The following is a 20,527-nucleotide window of genomic DNA, read 5'->3' on the forward strand; positions in this document are numbered from 1 at the left end:
AGGCAAAGCGATGAACATGGACAAGAGAATGTCGGGTCGGGTGCTGGCAGCCCCTTTGCTGGGCGGCCTGCTGGTGGCTTGCGGGGGCTCGACGGGGATTGCGGCCGAGGAGTTTGCTACGGGTGGCGGCGAGCTGCGTGGCGAGGTGCTGCATCAGGGGCTGAATCATCCCTGGGCAATCGCCTTTCTGCCGGATGGCGGGGCGCTGATCAGCGAGCGGCCGGGGCAACTGCGCTATTTCCCGGATGCGGAGAACTTCGAGGGGCGTGGCGACCTGGTGTCCGGCCTGCCCGACGATCTGGTCGCGCAGAACCAGGGGGGGCTGCTGGATCTGGTGCTGCATCCGGAGTTTGAGGACAACCGCTGGTTGTACTTTACCTACGCCGCCCAGGCCGATGGTGGCCAGACCACGCGACTGGCGCGCGGGCAGTTTGCCGATGGGGTCCTTGAGGAGGTCGAGATCCTGTTCAGCGCCGAGCCGGTCGCGCGTGGAGGACGGCACCTCGGGTCGCGCATTGTGTTCGATGCGGACGGCTATGTGTATGTCAGCGTCGGCGACCGTGGCGACCAGGACCGAGCGCAGAAGAAGGACGACCACGCTGGCAGTATTGTGCGCCTGTATGACGATGGCTCGGTGCCGGACGACAACCCCTTTGTAGGTGAGCAGGGTGCTCACCCTGAGATATGGGTTACCGGTGTGCGGAATCCGCAGGGGATGGTGATTGACCCAGAGACTGGAATCTTCTGGCAAAACGAGCACGGCCCGCGGGGCGGTGACGAGGTGAACATCATCGAGCGCGGTCTGAACTATGGGTGGCCGGTGATTTCTCACGGCGGGGCCTATTCCGGCGGCCCGATCGGGAGTGGCGAGTCGGAGAAGGAAGGCATGGAATCCGCGTTGCATTATTGGACACCGGCCATTGCCCCGTCCGGCATGGCGATCCTACGTGATCCGGCCTTTGCCGACTGGGATGGCGATCTTCTGGTCGGCGGGTTGCGTGGTCAGACTCTGCGCAAGCTCACGTTTGAGGACCGCGAGTTGGTCGAGGAGGTCGATCTGCTCCCTGATCTTGGCCGCCGTATCCGTGACGTTCGCGTACACGATGGTGCGATCTACGTGCTCACCGACCACAATCCGGGCGAGTTGATCCGGCTTACCCCGACGGACTGAAGGACCCTGCCATGTTTGCGTTTTCAGAACCACGCATGCCCGCGCCCGAGCAGGCCCTGAACGGGCGCGACGAGCCCATGCCGGTGCCCGACCGCCACCTGGTGCTGGGGACGCCGTTGGCGCCACCGTACCCTGCGGGTATGCAGGTGATCCACTTCGGCATGGGCTGTTTCTGGGGGGCGGAACGGTTGTTCTGGCAGATGGACGGGGTGTACTCGACCAGCGTTGGCTATGGCGGCGGCTACACCCCGAATCCGACCTACCGCGAGGTCTGCAGCGGGCAGACCGGGCACACCGAGCTGGTACGCGTTGTGTTCGATCCCGAGAAGGTGTCGCAAGAGGCCTTGTTCCGCACCTTCTGGGAGGGCCACGACCCGACCCAGGGAATGCGTCAGGGCAACGACGTCGGCACCCAGTACCGCTCTGCGATCTACACCAATGAAGCCGACCAGATGGCCGCCGCCGAGGCCAGCCGCAAACGGTTCCAGGCCGCGCTGGATGCGGCCGGTCGCGGGACCATCACCACCGAGATCGCCGAAGGCCCGGCGTACTATTTCGCCGAGGACTACCACCAGCAATACCTGGCCAAAGTCCCCAACGGCTACTGCGGCCTCGGCGGCCTGTCCGTCCCCTATCCCACCTGAGGCTCGCTTCGAAAATACGAATTTCACCACGAAGCCCACGAAGGCACGAAGAAGGGCAAGGGCGACTCATAGTAAGTCTGGAAGAAGGGAAAGTTTGCGGGTGAAGGGGCGGGTGCGTGACCGTTTCTCAAGTCACCCTATCAACGTGTCGCTTGCGGCCGTGGCATCAGCCTTCTTCCATTCTTCAAAACTTCCTGTGAAACCGCCTTTCTTCGTGCCTTCGTGGACTTCGTGGTGAACAAGGGTTTTCAGTCCCTTTGGGTGGCGGCCTGGACGAGGGCGTGGAACAGGCGCTGGTGGCGGCGCTTCTGCGGGAGGTATTCGGGGTGCCATTGCACGCCGATGCACCAGTCGCGTTCGGCCTCGATCGCTTGAACCACGCCGGTGGTCTCGCGGCCCGCGACCTGGAGCCCGCGGCCCAGGTCGTCCACTGCCTGATTGTGCAGCGCGTTCACGTGCAGCGTGTGGTCGCCGAGGATATCGGCGAGGCGGCTGCGGGGTTCCAGCGCGACTGGCTTGACCGGTAGCAGGCTGCGCGCCTGAGGGGTTTCCACGTAGAATTCAGCCAGATCGCGCTGCAGGGTGCCGCCGCGGACCACGTTGATCAGCTGCATGCCGCGGCAGATACCCAGGATGGGGCGGTGCTCGTCCAGGGCGCGATGGATCAGGGCCTTTTCCAGGCGGTCGCGATCCGTGTCCAGTACGCCGCCGTGGGACTGGAACAGCCGCCGCAGCAGCCACAGCGCCGGGTAGAAGAGGTAGCCGATCAGGCGCTGCGAAAGCCGGCGCTCCGCCTTCCGGATGGACGCGGCGTCCGGGCCCTCCGGCAGCGTCTCGCCATAGAGCTCGGGATCGACATCCGCCCCGCCACCGACCACCAGGCCGTCGAAGTGACAGTGGCTGCGTGGCTTGCCGGGACGCAGCCGTAACGGGCGGCCGCCCGCCCTCCAGACCGCCAGTGCTGTAAATAGCCAGGCCGGGCCCCCGCCTTGGTCGGGCCCGGTGATGGCGATCACCGGGCGGCGGGGGCGAGGGGCGAGTGGGTCGTTCGTATTGGTCGCGGGTTCAGAACCAGTCACTGAGGCGTTGGCTCCAGTCGTCGGCCCAGCGGCCAAGGGCCTGGCCTGGGCGTTCCAGGTATTCGCGTGACAAACGCTCCAGGCGTTCCGGATCGGCCGCCAGACGCTCCACCTCGACCCAACCATTGAACGGGCGCGCCAGACTCCATTCCGGGTCGTCGATCTCGCAGTTGGGCAGACGGTAGTGGAAGGCGGGGCGCGGTTTGATCAGCTCGTGTTCCACGGGCGCTGCGTCGACGCGGTCCGCGTCCAGATGTGCGAACAATGGGAGCAGATCCAGGGGACGGTTGCGCGTCGGGTTGTGCGCCAGGTAGGCATCAATCAGGCCGGCCTGGTCGGGCCGGAAATCCGGGTCCAGCACGTAGCGTACAAAAGGGCCGGGAAACGCCCGAATGTAGGGGGACAACCGTCGGGCCAGGTCGATGGCTCCGGCCGCGGTGAGAACCTCCACCATCAGCAGGAAACTGCGCAGGATCGCCAGCAGCCACTCGGCGTCAGTGCGGTGGATTTCGATATTGATCTGCAGGCCAAAGGCGTACAACAGGGAACGTTCGGTGCCCAGTGCGCCGGCCTGCTGCAGGGCGGCTCGTACCCGGTCCAGGCGGGGCAGGTCGGCTGCCGCGATGGGCGGGGCGACGATCTCGTGGGGGACCAGGCGGCCCGCGGCGTCGGCCAGCCAGCGGTCCAGCGCGGCCTCGTCGGAGTCGTCCAGCTCAATGCCCAGGCGTGCCAGGTGGTCGCGATAGGCGCGGTCCTTCAGCACGCGGGCGTCCAGCTCCAGCTGGAAATCCCCAACCTCGGTATCGCGCACGTGGCAGACGAAGGCGCTGTCCGAATCGATCTGCCCGCCAAACTCGGCCTGGACGGTTTCGGCCATGGTGTCCAGCGAGACCCCGGCCATCTCGAGTTCCAAACCGATACGTCGCGCTTCGCCGTCCGGATTGGTGGGCCAGGGGAGTTCGTGAAAGAGGTCGCTCATGCGGGACTCGGGCCGTGATTTAGTGCGCCCATGATAGCGACTTGGTGTACCTCGTGTGGCCCAGAAAGTAGGATAAGCGCCGACCTTCCGGAGCTGGCTGACCCCATGGACCGAATCTATCTGCGCGATCTCCAAATCAACGCCGTCGTCGGCGTCTACGACTGGGAGCAACGGCTGCAGCGCCCCCTGCGCTTCGATATCGAGCTCGCGGCGGATACCCGAATTGCCGCGCACTCCGGGGAGATCGGCGACACCGTCGACTACGAGGCCGTCGCCAATGTGGTGCGCGCGATCGTCACCCGCGAACCTCATGCGTTGCTGGAATCGCTCGCCGAGGAGATCGCCGAGGCGTTGATGGCCCAGTTCGCTTCCCCTTGGGTGCGCATCGTGCTGGGCAAGCCCGGCGCGGTCCCCGGGGTCCGCGAGGTCGGCATCGAGATCGAACGCGGAAGCCTTTCTTCTTAACACCGTCCCTCCCGGGCTGCTGAGGCTCCGGAAAACCTCGCTTATTGGGTGATCGCGAGTCGCGAAGCGACCTGGCGATCTGCCACCCGGGGCAGTATTGCCCGGCTACGTTCCATGCCACATTCGTTCCCCCCGGTTTCCTCCCGCCCTAGACCACCCTGCCCATGCCTGAACCTTCTCTCGCACCGGACATGGTTCACAACATGGCCGAAGCGCACGCTTTTGGTGCGTGTGCACTTTGAGTGCGCACCATTTGAAGGCAACCCCCCCGTGGTTCGGCCACAACAGGTGTTGTTAAAAGCCGATTTTGGTACTTGGCACAGCCCATGCAAGGACCGGGTGTCGACTACGCGACACTCGATTGCACAACTGGGAGAACACAACATGAAGAAGTTCACTCGTTCCGCACTGGCCGCCGCCATTGTAACTATCGGCTCGACCGGTGGTGTGGCCTTTACTTCGACCGCCACCGCGGAGCTTTCCGTAAACATTGGGGCGGTCTCCAACTACTACTTCCGTGGTGGTTCCGAAACCGATGACGGTGCCGCGATCCAGGGGGGCATCGATTACGAACACGAATCCGGGTTTTACACCGGAACCTGGGTCTCCAATGTCGACTTCGGGGACGATACGAGCTACGAGCTCGATCTGTATCTGGGCTTTGCCGATGACTTTGACAATGGCTTCGGCTACGACGTCGGATACGTCTACTACGCCTACCCCGATGCACGTGATGACGATGGTTCCCTGAGCGCCGACTTTGGCGAGATCTACGGCGAGGTGAGTTTCGATACCGGACCCGTCGGTCTCTACGGCGGCATTGCACACGTCGTCACCGACAGCTCCGACTCCGCTCTGGAGCGCAAGGACACGTACTACTACGGCGGCCTCGACATCCCATTCATGGAAGTCTACAGCGCCGGCTTCCTGGTCGGTCGCCAGACGTTCGACGACACCGACGAAAACGACAACTACACCCATTACACCGCGAGCCTTACCCGTGATGCCGGCGACTGGGGCGAGTTCAGCTTCAACCTCGAGTACGTCGACGAGTCTGACGAGGACGTTGGCGCCTGGGTGGGCTGGTCCAAGACGTTCTAGCCCCTGGACCCACTACTTAAATGAAATGGCGGGCCCGCATGGTGGCGGGTCCGCCCATAGGAGTCTGACATGAAGATGATTACCGCCGTGATCAAGCCGTTCAAGCTTGATGATGTTCGCGAGGCGATCTCGGAGATCGGCGTGCAAGGAATGACCATGACCGAAGTAAAGGGTTTTGGTCGCCAGCGCGGTCATACAGAGTTGTATCGCGGTGCCGAATATGTGGTCGATTTCTTGCCCAAGGTGAAGCTTGAAGTGGCTGTCGACGAAAACCTGGTCGATCAGGTGGTTGAGGCGATTTCAAAGTCTGCCAGTACGGGCAAGATCGGCGATGGCAAGATCTTTATTACGCCGGTGGAGCAGGTCGTGCGCATTCGCACGGGCGAGACCGGACCGGAAGCGCTTTAAACCTTTGCCTTCCAGCGAATGAGGAATTTCAATAATGGAAATTGAACAGCAAGTTGTCGAACTCGCCTATGCAATGGACACCTTTTACTTTTTGGTGGCCGGCGCACTGGTGATGTGGATGGCCGCGGGCTTTACCATGCTCGAGGCCGGTATGGTTCGCACTAAGAGTGTGGCCGAAATTGCAACCAAGAATATTGCCCTGTATTCGATCGCGAGCATCATGTACATGCTGATCGGCTATAACATCATGTACAGCGATGGCCTGAGCTCCATTATCCCGGGCCTTGGCTTCCTGATCTCGGGTGATAACGCGGTCGCGGACGTGCTGGGTAGCGGTGGCGACATCTACTACTCCGATCGTGCCGACTTCTTCTTCCAGGTGGTGTTCGTGGCAACGGCGATGTCCATCGTCTCCGGTGCCGTGGCCGAACGCATGAAGCTGTGGGCCTTCCTGGCCTTCGCGGTCATCCTGACCGGCTTCATCTACCCGATCCAGGGCTTCTGGAGCTGGGGTGGCGGTATCCTGGATCAGATCGGCTACCTGGACTACGCCGGTTCCGGCATCGTCCACTTCACCGGCGCGGTTGCCGCACTTGCGGGTGTGCTCCTGCTGGGTGCTCGTAAGGGCAAGTACGGCAAGGACGGCCAGATCAACGCGATCCCGGGCTCCAGCATGCCGCTGGCTACCTTGGGTGTACTGATCCTGTGGCTGGGTTGGTTTGGCTTCAACGGTGGTTCCGAGCTGAAGGTTTCGGACATCGAGTCCGCCAACGCTGTGGCCGCCGTGTTCGCTAACACCAACCTGGCCGCGGCCGGGGGTGTGGTCGCCGCGCTGATCACCACGCGTCTGATCTTCGGCAAGGCCGACCTGACCATGGCCCTGAACGGCGCGGTCGCGGGTCTGGTTTCCATCACGGCCGAGCCGCTGATGCCCAGCCCGGTCCTGGCGATGATCATTGGCGCCGTTGGTGGCGTGATCGTGGTCTTCTCGATCGTGGCGCTCGACAAGCTGAAGATCGATGATCCGGTGGGTGCGATCTCCGCTCACGGCACGGCCGGGATCTGGGGTGTGATGGCGGTGCTGCTGTCCAACCCGGATGCGACCTTCTTCGGTCAGATTGCCGGTCTGCTCGCTATCTTCGTCTTCGTCTTCGTGGCCAGCCTGATTGTCTGGGCCATCCTCAAGGCGGTGATGGGTATTCGCCTGAGCGAAGAGGACGAGGCTGTGGGTGCCGATATCGCGGAATGCGGTCTCGAAGCCTACCCGGAATTCACCGGGAAGCAATAATCCTTCGTTAACCTGAAACCGGGATCGGGCCGCATGCCGGCTCGATCCCGACAAAGTCTCCTCCGACGCCGACAAGACAGTCTCCCAGGACTTGGATGTTGGCCTTTAGGGCGCCTCCCCGGCGCCCTTTTTTTGTTTCTGTACTCGTGAAAGCGGGCTCGCCCGCGAAGCCCGAGCCCGCGCCGGTTCGTACGATCGGCATCAGCAGAGGCAACCTGACCGAATCGACCGTTCGTCTCACAGCAAGCGGCGCCTGTTGGTCCGGCCATTCATCCCGCGGCCCCGGCTTCGGTTACGATCCTGTTCTCGCTGCAACGGAACCCTTTCGCATGGATCGGCTGCTCGATGTACATGCCCTGAAGACCGAACACTTGGGCCCCCTGGACCTTGCGCTACAACCCGGCGAGCTCGCGCAGGTGACGGGTGCCTCCGGTTCCGGGAAGTCCTTGTTGTTACGGGCTCTGGCTGATCTTGATCCGAATGCAGGGGAGGTTCGTCTGCATGGAGAGCCCCGTGACAACATGCTGCCGGTGCAGTGGCGCCGACGGGTCGCCTATGTCCCCGCCGAGACTGCCTGGTGGGGCGAGTACGTCGACGAGCACCTCCCGGCTGAGTTCTCGCGCGAGCAGGCCTTGCATTGGCTTGACCAGGTTGCGCTCCCGGAGGCCTCGCTGCGCTGGGAGGTTGAGCGATTGTCCAGTGGCGAGAAGCAGCGCCTGGGCCTGGTGCGAGCTCTTCTGAATCAACCGCGTGTGCTGCTGCTGGACGAACCGACCGCGAACCTCGACCTGGAAAACACCAAACGCATCGAGCGGGCGGTGCGCGGGTACCTGGCGGAACAGGATGCCGCCGCGCTGTGGGTAAGCCACGACACGTTGCAGCGTCAGCGTTTGGGTGGTCGCATCCTGACCATCCACGAGGGCCAGTTGGAGAGCCCGGCATGGACCTGATCTCGCTCTCTGCACTGGATCTTTCGCTGGCGGCATTGCTCGTGGTCGCCCTGGCTGGGCTCACGTTCTGGGCCCGTATGGGGCTCAGCCGCAGCCTGCTGATCGCCGGTGCGCGAACAGTCGTTCAGTTGTTGCTGGTCGGGTTGATCCTGCAGACCCTGTTCGACAATGCCCAGCTCGGTTGGGTGGCGCTGATGGCGCTCGTCATGCTGGCGGTAGCGGGTTACGAGGTGATGGCCCGGCAGCAGCGGCGTTTTGTCGGGCTATGGGGATACGGGATCGGCACGGTCACTATGTTTATCTCCGCCTTCGCCGTAACCGTGCTGGCGCTGGTGACGATGGTGGGGCCGACACCCTGGTGGGAGCCGCAATACGCGATCCCGTTGTTGGGCATGTTGCTAGGCAACACAATGACGGGTATCGCGCTCGGCTTGGACCGTCTGACCCAAACCGTCTGGCGCGAGCGCCGAACCATCGAGGCGCGCCTGGCGCTGGGCTCGGGCTGGAGCGAGGCCGTGGCCACCATGCGCCGCGAGGCCGCCCGTTCCGGTCTGATGCCGACCATCAATGCGATGGCGGCTGCGGGCATCGTCAGCCTTCCCGGCATGATGACCGGTCAGATCCTTGCGGGCGCCCCGCCGGTGGAGGCGGTCAAGTACCAGATCCTGATCATGTTCCTGATTGCGGCAGGCACAGGATTTGGCACCCTGGGCGCAGTCTGGTTCGCCTCGCGCCGCCTGTTCGATACCCGCGAACGCCTGCGCCTCGACCGCCTCAAGGCCGGCCGCCACGTTTAGTCACGAGCTCAATGCACTCTGCGGCGTTTGTGGTGCCCGTCATCGCGAGGCGCGCAGCGCCGTGGCGATCTCCGTGAGCGGCCCAGGCGCCGGCCGGGGCAGACGTCGGGGGTTTCGTTGGGAGATTACTCGCTGCGCTCGCCCTTCGGGCCGGCCTGCGGCCGTTCAATGCGCTTCGCGCTTTTGTGCCACGGCCCCTGCGTGGCCTCGCAATGACGGGTTATTGAAGGGCCCCGCCAGGGGCCTGGCGCGCGATCAGGCAAACAGCTTGCGGCGGAAGAACTCCGGGGTTGCGCCGGCCGCACGGTGGATCGCTGCGTTGTAGTAGTGCGTGGTAAAGGGCAGCTCCTCGGCGGCCTCCTCGCGCAGGAATGACACCGGGGCATCCTTCGCGGCGATGGTGCAGGTCCACCAGCCGGAGGGGTAAGTGGGCTGGGGGAAGTGCATGGTCAGGGCGTCGATGAAGTTGGCGGCGCGCAGGCTGTCATGCATCGGTCGGATGATCTGGTCGGTATGCAGCAGCGGCGATTCGCTTTGCTGTACCAGCAGGCCGTCCGGACCCAGGGCCCGCACACAATCCTTGTAGAAAGCGGTAGAGAACAGGCCCTCGGCCGGGCCGACCGGGTCGGTGGAGTCGACAATGATGACGTCGATGGAACCGGGGGCGGCGTCCTTCAGGTATTGCACGCCGTCGTCGAACAAGAGTTCGGCGCGCGGGTCGTCGTTGGCATCGCACAGCTCGGGGAAGTACTGCTCGGACAGGCGCGTGACGCGTTCGTCGATGTCCACCTGGACGGCCTTTTCGACCTCGTCGTGCTTGAGCACCTCGCGCAGGGTGCCGCAGTCGCCACCGCCGATAATCACCACGTTTTTCGGGGCGCTGTGCGAGTACAGCACGGGGTGCGACATCATCTCGTGGTAGATGAAATTGTCGCGGCCGGTCAGCATTACGCAGCCATCGATCACCATCAGGTTGCCGAACGCCTTGGTCTCGTAGATCTCGATCTTCTGGTAGGGCGTCTGTTCTTCGTGCAGCTTCTGCGTGATCTGCAGGGACATCGCGATGTCCATATGGGGTTCGCTGAACCAGGTGTTGTCGAGTGCCATGGGCCGGGCTCCCTGTGGGAATCGTTCGGTGGGCGGTATGATAGCGCCGCTATGATAAAGGCCCGCGCGCAGCGGGCAACTGCGTCCTTCGTCATTGCGAGGAGCCGTAGGCGACGAAGCAATCTGCCAAAGTGGGCCCCGTGTCGGGATCCTGGGGCCCTGGATGGAGATTGCCGCGTCGCTTTGCGCCTCGCAATGACGTGGGTACCGCGCTCACCCAAAACCCGGATTCGCCATGTCTGCCAAGCCCTGGAACCTGGAAGAGGCCCGCGCCACTTATGGGATCGACCACTGGAACGGCGGTTTCTATCAGGTCAATGACGCCGGGCACGTGGCGATGTGCCGCCCGGACTGGCCGGATCATCCCGGCGTGGATCTGTTCGAGCTCGCAGGACGGTTGCGCGAGGAGCATGTGGGCCCTCCCGTGCTGGTGCGCTTCCAGGACGTCCTCGACGGACGGGTACGGCGTCTGGCGAAAGCCTTCGATGCCGCGGCGGGCGAACTCGATTACCAGGGGCTTTTCACCGCGATCTATCCGATCAAGGTCAACCAGCAGCGCAGTGTGGTGGACCAGATCCTCGCGGCGGGTGATTCGCCGGATGCGGATGGCTTCACGCCGCGAGTGGGGCTGGAGGCCGGCAGCAAGCCGGAGCTGATCGCCGTGCTTGCGCAATCGCGCCCGGGCTCGGCGATCATCTGCAACGGTTACAAGGACCGCGAATACGTGCGCCTGGCGTTGATCGGGCGCCAGCTCGGGCACCGCGTTTACATCGTGATTGAGAAGCCTTCCGAGCTGGAGGAGGTGATTCGCCAGGCCGAGGGCATGGATGTGGCGCCGCTACTTGGGCTGCGCGTACGTCTGGCCTCCATCGGCAAGGGCAAGTGGCAGAACACCGGCGGCGAGAAGGCCAAGTTCGGCCTCTCCGCCGCCGATGTGCTGGGGATCCTGGAGCGCCTGCGCGGGCTGGGTTGGCTGGATCGGCTGCAACTGCTGCACTTCCATATGGGCTCGCAGATCGCGAACATCCGTGACATCCAGAACGGTATGGGCGAGGCGGCCAGCTATTTCGCCGCGCTAACCGAGGCCGGTGCGGCCTTGAAGGTGGTGGATGTGGGCGGCGGGCTGGGCATCGACTACGAAGGCTCGCGCTCGCGCAACGAATGCTCCATCAACTATTCGGTGGAGGAGTACGCGCTCAATATCCTGCGCCCGCTCAGACGCATCTGCGAAGAACATGATCTGGCCATGCCCGAAGTGTTCAGCGAATCCGGGCGCGCCCTGACTGCGCATCATGCGGTGCTGATCACCAACGTAATCGATTGCGAACCGGCCCCTGGGGATGGCGAGGTTCCGCCGGCGGCGGAGGATGAACTGCCCGAGATCGCCGCCATGCGCGCGCTACTGGACAGCAATGAGCGTCCGGCCTCGGAGATCTATCACGATGCCGCGTTCGGGCTTTCCGATCTGCAGGCGCGTTTTGCCCGCGGGATGTTGTCGTTGGCGGACCGTGCCCGCGCGGAGGCCATTTACTTTGCGCTTTGTCAGCGCCTGCTGGCCCAGCCGGAGGCCTTGCCGGCAGAGATCCGCGCGGAATTGACGGACAAGTTGGCCGACAAGGTCTTCTGCAACTTCTCCGTGTTTCAGTCGATCCCGGACACCTGGGCGATCAATCAGATCTTTCCCATCATGCCGTTGCACCGCCTGGATGAAGCGCCGACCCGCCGCGCCGTGCTGCAGGACCTGACCTGCGACTCCGACGGACACATCGAACATTACGTGGAGCGCGAAGGCACACATACCACGCTGGCGCTGCACCCGTGGGATACCCAAGAGCCGTACTATCTCGGCATCTTCCTGGTGGGGGCCTACCAGGAGATCCTGGGGGATCTGCACAACCTGTTCGGCGATACCGACACCGTGAATGTCGAACTGACCGCGGATGGCGGCTACCGCCTGCTGCACCCCGAGCGCGGCGACACCGTGGACGAACTGTTGAGCTACGTGCACTTTGCCCCGGACGACCTGCGCCGCGCCTTCCGTGCCAAGATCGATGCCATCGGCCTGCGCGGCGAGGCGGCCGGGCGGCTGCTGGCGGAACTGGAACAAGGCCTGACCGGCTACACCTACCTCGAGGATTGAACCCCATGCAGTGTTACGTCTACCGCGCGACCAAGCGCGCCGACACGTACGTCTATCTGCCCGAAAAGGACGACTTTTCCGCGCTTCCCGAAGGCGTGACGCTGGCGCTGGGGCGTCTCGAGTTCGCCCTGGAGTTCGATCTGACTCCGGGGCGTACCCTGGCCCAGGAAGACCCGAACAAGGTCCTCGCCAATCTGAAGGAACAGGGTTTCCACCTCCAGTTCCCGCCGCCGGAAGAAGACCCCAGGCCCTGATTCAGCGGCCCGGCACTGTGTGCCTGCCCTGCGAGGCGCTCTATGGTTCCCGCCCTCACAGTACCGGTCGACCGTTTTCTCGCCCGAACACACCCGTGATGTTGTCACCCCGGCCCCAGTGCAGCGCCGGGATGTTCCAAGATAGGCACCCATGCTGAGCAACCCTCGGACAGATCCCAAATAACCGCTGCGCGGTTTCCGGGGTGACCGGGATGTTGGTTGGGATGACGAAGTGGTAGATGGCTTTGGCGGGGGCGCGCGGGTAGGCGCGAGGGCGGAGGCTGCGTATAAAACGTGGAAGTCACAGCGCGGACACGCATAAGTCTGTATAGTGTCGGCCCTTTTGCCAGTATCTAGAGTTCGTATTCCATGACCGAGAAGCTTCGTAATATCGCCATCATCGCCCACGTCGATCATGGCAAGACCACGCTGGTTGACCAGCTCCTGCGCCAGTCCGGCACGCTCGACGCCCGCGGTGACCACGGCGAGCGGATCATGGATTCGAACGCCATCGAAAAAGAACGCGGGATCACCATTCTGGCCAAGAACACGGCCATCGAGTGGCAGGATTACCGCATCAACATCGTCGACACGCCCGGACACGCCGACTTCGGTGGCGAGGTCGAGCGTGTGCTGTCGATGGTCGACTCCGTGCTGCTGCTGGTGGACGCGGTGGACGGCCCGATGCCGCAAACCCGTTTTGTCACCCAGAAGGCCTTCGCGATGGGTTTCAAGCCGATCGTGGTGGTGAACAAGGTTGACCGCCCCGGCGCGCGTCCCGATTGGGCCGTGGATCAGGTGTTCGACCTGTTCGATCGCCTGGGCGCGACCGACGAGCAGTTGGATTTCCCCATCGTGTTTGCCTCCGCCCTGAACGGCTTCGCCGGCCTGGATTCCAGTGTCACCGAAGGCGACATGACCTGCCTGCTGGAGACCATCGTCAAGCACGTCTCGCCGCCGAACGTTGACGCCGACGGTCCGTTCCAGATGCAGGTCTCCTCGCTGGACTACAACAGCTACCAGGGCCTGATCGGCATCGGCCGTGTGAAACGTGGCCGCATCAAGCCAAACACCCCGGTCAAGGTAGTGGATCGTGAGGGTGGGGTGCGCAATGGACGCATGCTGCAGATCATGGGCTTCCACGGCCTGGAGCGCGTGGAGGTCACCGAGGCCAACGCCGGCGACATCATCACCTTCACCGGCATGGACGAGCTTTTCATCTCCGACACGCTGTGTGACCCGAACCATGTCGAGGCGATGGAGCCGCTGACCGTTGACGAGCCGACCGTCAGCATGACCTTCCAGGTCAATACCTCGCCATTTGCCGGACGAGAGGGCAAGTACGTCACCTCGCGCGTCCTGCGCGATCGCCTGCAGGAAGAGCTCAAGCACAATGTCGCGCTGCGAGTCGAGCCGGCCGAGGATCCAGACAAGTTCAAGGTGTCCGGTCGTGGCGAATTGCACCTGGGTATCCTCATCGAGAACATGCGTCGCGAGGGCTACGAGCTGGCCGTCGCGCGTCCCGAGGTGGTGATCAAGGAAGTAGACGGTGTGAAGCAGGAGCCGTACGAAGCGGTCACCGTGGATGTCGAAGAGCAGCACCAGGGCACGATCATGGAGAAGCTCGGCGAACGCCGCGGCGACATGACCAACATGGTTCCGGACGGCAAGGGCCGCGTGCGCCTGGACTTCATCGTTCCGTCGCGCGGGCTGATCGGTTTCCAGACCGAGTTCATGACCGCCACCTCCGGCACCGGCATCCTGCACCACATCTTTGACCACTACGGTCCCTATCAGCCGGGTGCCGTGGCCGCGCGCCAGAACGGCGTGCTGATCGCCAACGCCGCCGGCCAGGCGCCGGGCTTCGCCCTGTTCAACCTGCAGAGTCGCGGCAAGTTGTTCATCGGCCCCGGCGAAGAGGTCTACGAGGGCATGATTATCGGCCTGCATTCGCGAGAGAACGACTTGGTCGTGAACGCGCTCAAGGCCAAGCAGCTTACCAACGTGCGCGCCTCCGGAACCGACGAGAATATCCAGCTCACCCCGCCGATCCGCATGACGCTGGAGCAGGCCATCGAGTTCATCGACGAAGACGAACTCGTCGAGGTCACCCCGGAAAGCCTGCGCATCCGCAAGAAGTTCCTGCTCGAGCACGAACGCAAGAAGGCCTCCCGCGCCGCCTCGGCGTAAGGCCGACGCCAACGCCCCGCCAGTGGGCAAGGCAAAAAGAAGCGCCCGGTCGGATCATCCGCCGGGCGCTTTTTCGTGTCTCGTCCGCTGGAGCCTCGATCTTCGTCATCCTGGGAATCGCAAAGCGATTATACGGGACCTCCATGGGCTGTGAGCGCGTGCGCGGAAGGCGTGGCTGTAGAGAGGCTCCGAACAAGGCTTGAGCGCCAGCTACCAGACCCAACGTATCGGAAAGCCGCGCAAGGCCGAGGAAAACAGGAGGGATGGAGACGGAAAATAGATCTGTCCCGGTTCTGGTCCCGGTTCTGTCTGTCGTTCTGTCTAGTCGGGCGGACCAGCGTGCTACCAGACGCAGCGTATCGGGAAGTCGCGTAAGACTGGATCGGTGGTCAGCAAAGGGATCTGCTCGAGCTCTGCCTGAGCAGCCAGTATGCGGTCGAATGGGTCGCGAAGATCGACAGAATAAGTCCCGGCGTGGATGGCTTGCGAGTACTTAACGGCCAGATGCGTAAAGCCATCTGCGGTAACCAGCTCATCGAAGCGCTGGATAACCACACCGCCAATTTGCAGTTTGCTCGAGCGGCGCTTGGTCGCAATCTCCCACGCGCTGGCGGCGCTTACCAGGACGGTGCTTTCCAGGTCTCCAATCACGTCCCGTGCGCGTGCTGATAGCCGCGCATCGTTTGTGAACCACCAGAGCAACGCATGGGTATCGAGCAGGACTCGCACACTACTGCTCCCAGGCGGTGAGTTCATGCTCTGGCAAGGGTTCGAAGAATGCGTCTTCAACCTGGCCCTTTATGCGCCCGGGTTGGCGCCTTAACGGAGTGGACTCCAACGGCACGAGACGCGCATACGGCTGGCCGGACTTGGCCAGGATAATTTCCTCGCCATCATGCGCACGCTTCAGCAAGCGGGACAGATGCGTCTTCGCTTCGTGTACGTTGACCGTTGTACTCATGAGCTTGCCCTGCATGACTAAGTCTTAAGACTTAGTCTATGCGTCGGCATTGCATCAACCAAATGTAACCGCTGGTCATTCTGCCGAGTGGGTCTTAGCCAGGCCCGGCCTGCTAGATCCAAAGGTAGACCCCGAGGCCCGCGATTTCATCGACGAAGACGAACTCGTCGAGGGCACCCCGGAGAGCCTGCGCATCTTCAAAAAGTTCGTGCTTGAGCACGAACGCAAGCAGGCCTCCTAGGCCGTCACCCCGTAAACCGCGAAGGGATTATCCGGGACCTCTATGGGCTTTCGACGCGTGCGCGGAAGGCGCGGCTGTAGAAAGGCTCCGAACAAGGCTTGAGCGCCAGCTACCAGGCGCAACGTATCGGAAAGCCGCGCAAAGCCGAGGAAACCAGGAGGGATGGTGACGGAAAATAAATCTGTCCCCGTTTCCGCCGCGGTCCCCGTTTCCGCCGCGTTTCCGCAGTGGACCATTGGCGCGGTCGGTGGGGTCTAAATGCGTCTCCGATCTGTAGGTCCTACCAACAATCGTCTGTTGGTGTGCGGGCGCCCTGGTGATTGACGGTCATACTGCTGCAGGTGCCAGTCTGGACTCGTCCTTCTTGACCGCTCGCGGTAATCAAGAAGGTGCTGTTGTCTGCAGAGGTAATGGTCAGCGAGTAATAGCCTTCCGGAGATTCGTTCGCGATCGTGCAGTTGGCATAGCTCATCTCAGAAGTGAAACAGCGCTCCATCCGTTGGGCGGCCCCTAGGAGTGCGGAGGTCCCGTCGGAGATCTGTGCGCGTTCGACGTAGCGGCCGTAGGCCGGAAAGGCGATTGCAGCGAGAATCCCGATGATGGCAACGACGATCATGAGTTCGATCAGCGTGAAGCCGACGTGCTTTGGTCGACGCGTCATTTTTCCTGTCTCCTCTGGCCGGGGGCTGTGAAGCCCCAGTCCTTGGTGTTCGAAAGCACCCTCGGGTGCCGCATGCGCCGGAACTAAGTGCCCTTCCTGCCAGGTGGGTTCCGTCATCCGGCGTGCTTGTCTATTGTGACTAGCGGATTTGAATCCACGAGCGTGGCCGCTGGCCGGCAGTTCCGGGACCACCAATTTCGTCCAGTGAGTCTCCACCCAGGACGTCAGTGCCACCGATCACGCGGGTGATGCCCCCATCCGGGCTGCGAACGATGGTGGGGGTGCCGATAATGCCGCGGCCGGGGTCCACTGCGCTGACCGGCACTTGCTCGCCATTGATCGTGATGGTTTCGCTTTCGTCAAACAGGCCGTCACGGTTGAGATCGAACACGGGATCGTTCGGTCGGCTACCCGTGGCCGCATCGAGCGCTACGATCGATGAAGTGCCTCCGCCCGCGCAGGGGTCATCGGACGGGGTCAGGGTAACGAATTCCACTCGTCCCCCAATGATCTGGGCGCGCTCGACCACGCGCTCGCCCCGGGGATCGGGATAGTCGAGGTCGATGTACCACCCGTCATGATCGTTGGCGTCGAAATTGTCACCAGCCGTGGTCGCGCGAACGGAAAACTCACCTATCGTCCCCGAACCGATGAATTCGTGGCGCAAGAGGTCGTTCCGGCTGACCGGGGTGGAGACTCCGTCGTAGTCGCGTATTCCATAAAAGCTCTGTACTGGCGCTGGGTTCGGCACCTGGTTGTCGGCGTTCTCCAGATACTTTCCGGTGCCGAAAAGCACGATCGAACCGCCATCAGGATGGCTGCCCACTGTGGGGCGCGCCGTGATCGGCTGCGTTTCGCCATTCGGGCCCGTTGCCTGAAAATGCAGGTCAGCATCCCACTGGTTGGTGGTGTTCGGGTTGCTGATATCAAACTTCCAAAGGTTACCCTGCAGGTCCCCCGCGAAACCGTCCTGAATCACCCCGGACGCGTTGGCGCGGAACGTTGCTTCGGACAGTCCATTGCCGCCGGTGGCGCCGGTTTCGATCTCGGTCATGGCTCCCGATGCCAGGTTGGCGATCATCAGCACGGCCTCGTCGTCATTGCTGCCGTAGCCGTTGCCAAAGAGCACTGACCATTGGCCATTGGCCGTACGGGCAATTGTTGGCGCCCCAAACGTATAGCCGAGTGCGTCCAGGTCATCTCCGGTGAGTTCCCACAGGATGTTGTCGGCCGAGAAGTCGGTCGGGTCCGTGACATCCAGGGCGTAGAGACCGCGGGCGCCCGCGCCCAGCGTACCAATCAGAACGGTGCGCCAATCGCCCCCTATCTGGGCATGGGCGATCGTTTGCTGGCCATCCACGAAGAATCGATGGCTGTAGTCCGGATCGGCCAGGTTCGGGAGCTTGTCGAAGATTGCGTTCGGGACGTAGGCGAACAACTCTTCGCCGGTTTGGGCGTCGAAGGCATGCAGCATGCCGGCGTTTCCGCCCACGTAGACCACTTCCGGCACATCCTGATTGTCGGCACGGAACTGTGAGTAGCCAGACAGCTGCGAATACCCGAAATTCAGGGCCGGCCCCTGGAAGGCGGGGTTGGAGTTGACGAAGTCGCCCAGCGGGGTCGAGCGGTTGCGCAGGTCCCCGCCGTTCTGGATTTCGTTGCTCTGGTCCCCGCGCAGATAGGCCAGCAGATCCGGATCGTCGTTCAGGATATTCTTCTGAGTGTCGCTCAGCCCTGAGTCACCACCCACGCTCTCCCAGGTGAAGCGGATGCCCTCATTGCCGTCGTACGAGAAGATGTTTCGCTGAGCGGCGCTCGGCAGCATGCTGGCAGCGCTCCATTGCTCGGTAAAGGTGCCTTGGCCGAATATGAAGTCGAAGGCTGTAACGTCACCCGACCAGTCATTCGAGTTGAATGACGCTTGGAACAGGAGGTTGGTGCCGTCCGGCTGGAAGCTGGTCGAGGCAGCGGCGACCGACGAGGCACTTCCGGTGGCTTGCGCGATGATCGACTCGAAAATCTCCGTCATCGCGGAATCCAGGCTGCTTTCATCCGTTGCGTCGAATGCGGTCCCGGTGCCACCTGCATCCGCCAGGAGGTTGAGTGGGTTCGCGGGCATTCCCGGAATGCCGGACACGCCAGGAGGCAGCGCGAACCCAACGATATAGGTGTCTACGCCGGTGTCGCTATGGAAGTTCGCAACCGCCTGCCTGGCATCCTCGAGTGCTCCGGGCAGGTCCGTACCCAGGCTCGTGCCGTTGGCCGATACGGAGGGTAGTCCGTCTGTAACCCAGATGGCGGCGTTGATGTCGCAGCTTTGCGGGATGTCCGGAGTATTGTTGTTGCCCTGGTTCGAGCCAAAATTGGCCGACTGGCCGAGGAAGTAGTCACGGGCCGTCTGCATCGTCCCTTCCAGTGGCGTCAGGCCGGAGGCGATAAGGGGCCAGTCGGGATCGGTCATCGGGTTGCCCGAGCCGTCCCAGTCGTGGCGTTGCGGTTGCAGCTTGGTGCGGATTGCGTCCCAGTGATCCGTGTCGACGTTGCCTTCGCTATCGAAGCCACCGATCGGAACATGCAGGTAGCCCAGTCCGGGCGATTGCGTATTTCGCCACTCTAGCTGGTTGTATTGGAAAAAGACCGCGCGCTGGCCCCAGCTTGTAATGTTTCGTTGTCTCTGACTGTCGACTAGAAAAGTGTTGATCGTTCCCGTTGGGCTGGCAAAGTACAGTCCGCTATCTGGGTCCAAAAATGTTTGTGCACCGCCGGACGTACGGAGATCTGCGTAGCGGTTGTTTTGGAACCCATCGGGCGGGTTATTTTGAGATGTATTCCCTGTGTACCACCGATATTCCGTTTGGTCCGTTGTTGGAGTCCCGGTAGACCCATCGCCCGTGTCCCAGAAATATCCCGGAACGCCGTCGTTGAAAAACACCCAGATGTTGTCGCGCGTCGGGTGCGGTGCGCGAAAGCGTTTGATATCGGAATCCCAATCCCCTTCGAAATTCGGCTGGTACCAGTCTGGTTCCGGGTCAGTGCTGAAGCGGGTGTCAATCGCACGCTCCACTAGGCGCCAGCGTACAGTCCCTCCAGTGTTGAAGGCGGCGCGGTTGTTACTGGCGGGCATCTGCTGATAAGACATCAGGCCCAGATTCACCTGACCTTGGTATTGGTCGACGAGGTTGAGGCCCACGCGCTTTACGATGCTGCCTTTGCTATTCGGGTTGCGTGCACCCGCCGGGCATAGGTCCAGCGAAGGGTCCCGGCTGTAATCAAGATCCGGGTCGAGATCCGGGCCGGGCTGGCAGAGGGGGTTGCTCTGATCCATGGCCAGTCGTCCGTCGGGACTCTCCTGCATGCTCTCGGACGTGTCCGGGATAAACAGGATGTTCGGCGGGAGCGCGGAGTCCTGCAGAAACAGCGGGGTGTTGGCCAGGTTGATGCCATGCGCCGTGCCCGAGAAGCTCATCATGGCCGCTGCGACCGCAATGGCGACCTTGCGGCGCGACATGCGTGGCGAGCGGAGGAGACTTTCGTTCAAATGATGTGAGGCCATGGTGTTGATCTCTCGTGTCAAGTTCGTTCCCGGTTGGGCGTGGAATCAGTTCGACCGGACGACTGCTTGAAGAATCACAACGGCGTCGTCCGTGCCCCCGACGCCCTTCGAGGTGATCCTGAATGCTTGGCCGAACGTCTGGGCGCCAAAATCTTCGGGGCAGACCTGGCCCGGCGGGCAAGACGGACCGGATATATCAAGACGCTCGATGAAGTAGGCAAAGCTACGCGTCGTACTCACGTCGAGTTCTTCGTCCCATTCTTCTGCGTTGGCGGGCGCGAAATCGACCGGGTTCTGGGCATTGTTCAGGTTTCTTGCGGCATCCCTGAGGCCGCTCTCGGCTTGCTGAAACGCAATGTTGCGGTCGTGCATGTTGCCCGCCATGCGTTCCTGGAGGACGGTGTTCTGCATGCCGGCAACAGCCAGGATGGTGATCACCAGCAGGAGGATCAGCGCCACAATCAGGGCGGAGCCCGTCTGACGGGTGCGATGAGGTTTCCGGTGGGGGAAAAAGGGAAAGGCCATGGTCATTCCGTCC

Annotated in this window: 20 protein-coding genes; 12 read left to right on the forward strand and 8 right to left on the reverse strand. The window is 62.6% G+C overall.

Annotated elements, in window-relative coordinates; all coding sequences use genetic code 11:
- Positions 1–16 precede the first annotated feature (16 nt).
- On the forward strand, positions 17–1,171 hold the full coding sequence (locus F462_RS07600; protein WP_081911430.1) for a PQQ-dependent sugar dehydrogenase: 1,155 nt from the start codon (positions 17–19) through the stop codon (positions 1,169–1,171).
- Between the two features lie 11 nt (positions 1,172–1,182).
- Complete coding sequence (msrA, locus tag F462_RS07605) at positions 1,183–1,815, forward strand: peptide-methionine (S)-S-oxide reductase MsrA (protein WP_038052973.1); 633 nt, start codon at positions 1,183–1,185, stop codon at positions 1,813–1,815.
- A gap of 248 nt (positions 1,816–2,063) precedes the next feature.
- Here the strand turns inward: msrA and F462_RS07610 are convergent, their stop codons facing one another.
- Both F462_RS07610 and F462_RS07615 read right to left on the reverse strand, forming a co-directional pair.
- Entirely contained in the window at positions 2,064–2,831 is a 768-nt protein-coding gene (locus F462_RS07610) for a gamma-glutamyl-gamma-aminobutyrate hydrolase family protein (RefSeq protein WP_208854165.1), read from the reverse strand.
- A gap of 49 nt (positions 2,832–2,880) precedes the next feature.
- Entirely contained in the window at positions 2,881–3,873 is a 993-nt protein-coding gene (locus F462_RS07615) for an amidoligase family protein (RefSeq protein ID WP_038052976.1), read from the reverse strand.
- A 105-nt stretch (positions 3,874–3,978) separates the two neighbouring features.
- Here F462_RS07615 and folB point away from each other — a divergent pair, with 105 nt between their 5' ends.
- The 6 genes from folB to fetB all read left to right on the forward strand — a co-directional run bounded on the left by folB (position 3,979) and on the right by fetB (position 8,882).
- Positions 3,979–4,338, forward strand: a complete 360-nt coding sequence (gene folB, locus F462_RS07620) for a dihydroneopterin aldolase (protein WP_038052979.1) — start codon at positions 3,979–3,981, stop codon at positions 4,336–4,338.
- A 384-nt stretch (positions 4,339–4,722) separates the two neighbouring features.
- Positions 4,723–5,439, forward strand: a complete 717-nt coding sequence (locus tag F462_RS07625) for a TorF family putative porin (protein ID WP_038052982.1) — start codon at positions 4,723–4,725, stop codon at positions 5,437–5,439.
- Between the two features lie 69 nt (positions 5,440–5,508).
- Positions 5,509–5,847, forward strand: coding sequence for a P-II family nitrogen regulator (locus F462_RS07630; protein WP_012981610.1), 339 nt, complete (start codon positions 5,509–5,511; stop codon positions 5,845–5,847).
- Positions 5,848–5,881: 34 nt separating this feature from the next.
- On the forward strand, positions 5,882–7,135 hold the full coding sequence (locus F462_RS07635) for an ammonium transporter (protein WP_038052985.1): 1,254 nt from the start codon (positions 5,882–5,884) through the stop codon (positions 7,133–7,135).
- 329 nt (positions 7,136–7,464) lie between these two features.
- Positions 7,465–8,085 (forward strand): ABC transporter ATP-binding protein, encoded by a 621-nt coding sequence (locus F462_RS07640; RefSeq protein WP_038052987.1) that lies wholly within the window; start codon positions 7,465–7,467, stop codon positions 8,083–8,085.
- Entirely contained in the window at positions 8,076–8,882 is an 807-nt protein-coding gene (gene fetB, locus F462_RS07645; RefSeq protein ID WP_038052990.1) for an ABC transporter permease, read from the forward strand. Before F462_RS07640 ends, fetB begins: the two co-directional genes overlap by 10 nt.
- A gap of 255 nt (positions 8,883–9,137) precedes the next feature.
- Here the strand turns inward: fetB and speE are convergent, their stop codons facing one another.
- The gene (gene speE, locus F462_RS07650; RefSeq protein WP_038052993.1) at positions 9,138–9,989 is read right to left on the reverse strand and encodes a polyamine aminopropyltransferase; all 852 of its coding nucleotides are present in this window, start codon (positions 9,987–9,989) and stop codon (positions 9,138–9,140) included.
- Positions 9,990–10,224: 235 nt separating this feature from the next.
- Here speE and speA point away from each other — a divergent pair, with 235 nt between their 5' ends.
- From speA to typA, 3 genes are all read left to right on the forward strand, one after another.
- Complete coding sequence (gene speA, locus F462_RS07655; RefSeq protein ID WP_038052996.1) at positions 10,225–12,129, forward strand: biosynthetic arginine decarboxylase; 1,905 nt, start codon at positions 10,225–10,227, stop codon at positions 12,127–12,129.
- Between the two features lie 5 nt (positions 12,130–12,134).
- Positions 12,135–12,383 (forward strand): YcgL domain-containing protein, encoded by a 249-nt coding sequence (locus tag F462_RS07660; RefSeq protein WP_038052998.1) that lies wholly within the window; start codon positions 12,135–12,137, stop codon positions 12,381–12,383.
- A 369-nt stretch (positions 12,384–12,752) separates the two neighbouring features.
- Positions 12,753–14,573 (forward strand): translational GTPase TypA, encoded by a 1,821-nt coding sequence (typA, locus tag F462_RS07665; protein ID WP_018141463.1) that lies wholly within the window; start codon positions 12,753–12,755, stop codon positions 14,571–14,573.
- 342 nt (positions 14,574–14,915) lie between these two features.
- On the opposite strand, the gene F462_RS07670 is transcribed toward typA, so the two are convergent.
- Entirely contained in the window at positions 14,916–15,302 is a 387-nt protein-coding gene (locus tag F462_RS07670; protein WP_038053001.1) for a type II toxin-antitoxin system VapC family toxin, read from the reverse strand.
- Position 15,303: 1 nt separating this feature from the next.
- Positions 15,304–15,534 carry a type II toxin-antitoxin system Phd/YefM family antitoxin gene (locus tag F462_RS07675; RefSeq protein ID WP_038054893.1) on the reverse strand — a complete coding sequence of 77 codons (231 nt, stop codon included), beginning with the start codon at positions 15,532–15,534 and terminating at the stop codon, positions 15,304–15,306.
- Positions 15,535–15,583: 49 nt separating this feature from the next.
- On the opposite strand from F462_RS07675, the gene F462_RS13890 reads away from it, so the two are divergent.
- Complete coding sequence (locus F462_RS13890) at positions 15,584–15,775, forward strand: hypothetical protein (protein ID WP_208854132.1); 192 nt, start codon at positions 15,584–15,586, stop codon at positions 15,773–15,775.
- 280 nt (positions 15,776–16,055) lie between these two features.
- On the opposite strand, the gene F462_RS07685 is transcribed toward F462_RS13890, so the two are convergent.
- The 3 genes from F462_RS07685 to F462_RS07695 all read right to left on the reverse strand — a co-directional run bounded on the left by F462_RS07685 (position 16,056) and on the right by F462_RS07695 (position 20,514).
- The gene (locus F462_RS07685; protein ID WP_038053006.1) at positions 16,056–16,436 is read right to left on the reverse strand and encodes a type IV pilin protein; all 381 of its coding nucleotides are present in this window, start codon (positions 16,434–16,436) and stop codon (positions 16,056–16,058) included.
- Positions 16,437–16,575: 139 nt separating this feature from the next.
- Positions 16,576–19,905 (reverse strand): pilus assembly protein, encoded by a 3,330-nt coding sequence (locus F462_RS07690; RefSeq protein ID WP_051074843.1) that lies wholly within the window; start codon positions 19,903–19,905, stop codon positions 16,576–16,578.
- 129 nt (positions 19,906–20,034) lie between these two features.
- Positions 20,035–20,514: a pilus assembly PilX family protein gene (locus F462_RS07695; RefSeq protein WP_038053009.1), complete on the reverse strand. Its 480-nt coding sequence runs from the start codon at positions 20,512–20,514 to the stop codon at positions 20,035–20,037.
- Positions 20,515–20,527 lie beyond the last annotated feature (13 nt).

It is taken from the genome of Thioalkalivibrio sp. ALJ1 (assembly GCF_000745395.1).
Lineage (GTDB): Bacteria > Pseudomonadota > Gammaproteobacteria > Ectothiorhodospirales > Ectothiorhodospiraceae > Thioalkalivibrio.

Coding starts and splice junctions, on each gene's coding strand:
- F462_RS07600 (WP_081911430.1), top strand. CDS start 17: ATGGACAAGAGAATGTCGGGTCGGGTGCTGGCAGCCCCTTTGCTGGGC.
- F462_RS07640 (WP_038052987.1), top strand. CDS start 7,465: ATGGATCGGCTGCTCGATGTACATGCCCTGAAGACCGAACACTTGGGC.
- F462_RS07660 (WP_038052998.1), top strand. CDS start 12,135: ATGCAGTGTTACGTCTACCGCGCGACCAAGCGCGCCGACACGTACGTC.
- F462_RS07630 (WP_012981610.1), top strand. CDS start 5,509: ATGAAGATGATTACCGCCGTGATCAAGCCGTTCAAGCTTGATGATGTT.
- F462_RS07625 (WP_038052982.1), top strand. CDS start 4,723: ATGAAGAAGTTCACTCGTTCCGCACTGGCCGCCGCCATTGTAACTATC.
- F462_RS07675 (WP_038054893.1), bottom strand. CDS start 15,534: ATGAGTACAACGGTCAACGTACACGAAGCGAAGACGCATCTGTCCCGC.
- folB (WP_038052979.1), top strand. CDS start 3,979: ATGGACCGAATCTATCTGCGCGATCTCCAAATCAACGCCGTCGTCGGC.
- fetB (WP_038052990.1), top strand. CDS start 8,076: ATGGACCTGATCTCGCTCTCTGCACTGGATCTTTCGCTGGCGGCATTG.
- F462_RS07690 (WP_051074843.1), bottom strand. CDS start 19,905: ATGATGAGCTTCTCGGGCACGGCGCATGGCATCAACCTGGCCAACACC.
- speE (WP_038052993.1), bottom strand. CDS start 9,989: ATGGCACTCGACAACACCTGGTTCAGCGAACCCCATATGGACATCGCG.
- F462_RS07685 (WP_038053006.1), bottom strand. CDS start 16,436: ATGACGCGTCGACCAAAGCACGTCGGCTTCACGCTGATCGAACTCATG.
- F462_RS07615 (WP_038052976.1), bottom strand. CDS start 3,873: ATGAGCGACCTCTTTCACGAACTCCCCTGGCCCACCAATCCGGACGGC.
- F462_RS07635 (WP_038052985.1), top strand. CDS start 5,882: ATGGAAATTGAACAGCAAGTTGTCGAACTCGCCTATGCAATGGACACC.
- F462_RS07695 (WP_038053009.1), bottom strand. CDS start 20,514: ATGGCCTTTCCCTTTTTCCCCCACCGGAAACCTCATCGCACCCGTCAG.
- speA (WP_038052996.1), top strand. CDS start 10,225: ATGTCTGCCAAGCCCTGGAACCTGGAAGAGGCCCGCGCCACTTATGGG.
- typA (WP_018141463.1), top strand. CDS start 12,753: ATGACCGAGAAGCTTCGTAATATCGCCATCATCGCCCACGTCGATCAT.
- msrA (WP_038052973.1), top strand. CDS start 1,183: ATGTTTGCGTTTTCAGAACCACGCATGCCCGCGCCCGAGCAGGCCCTG.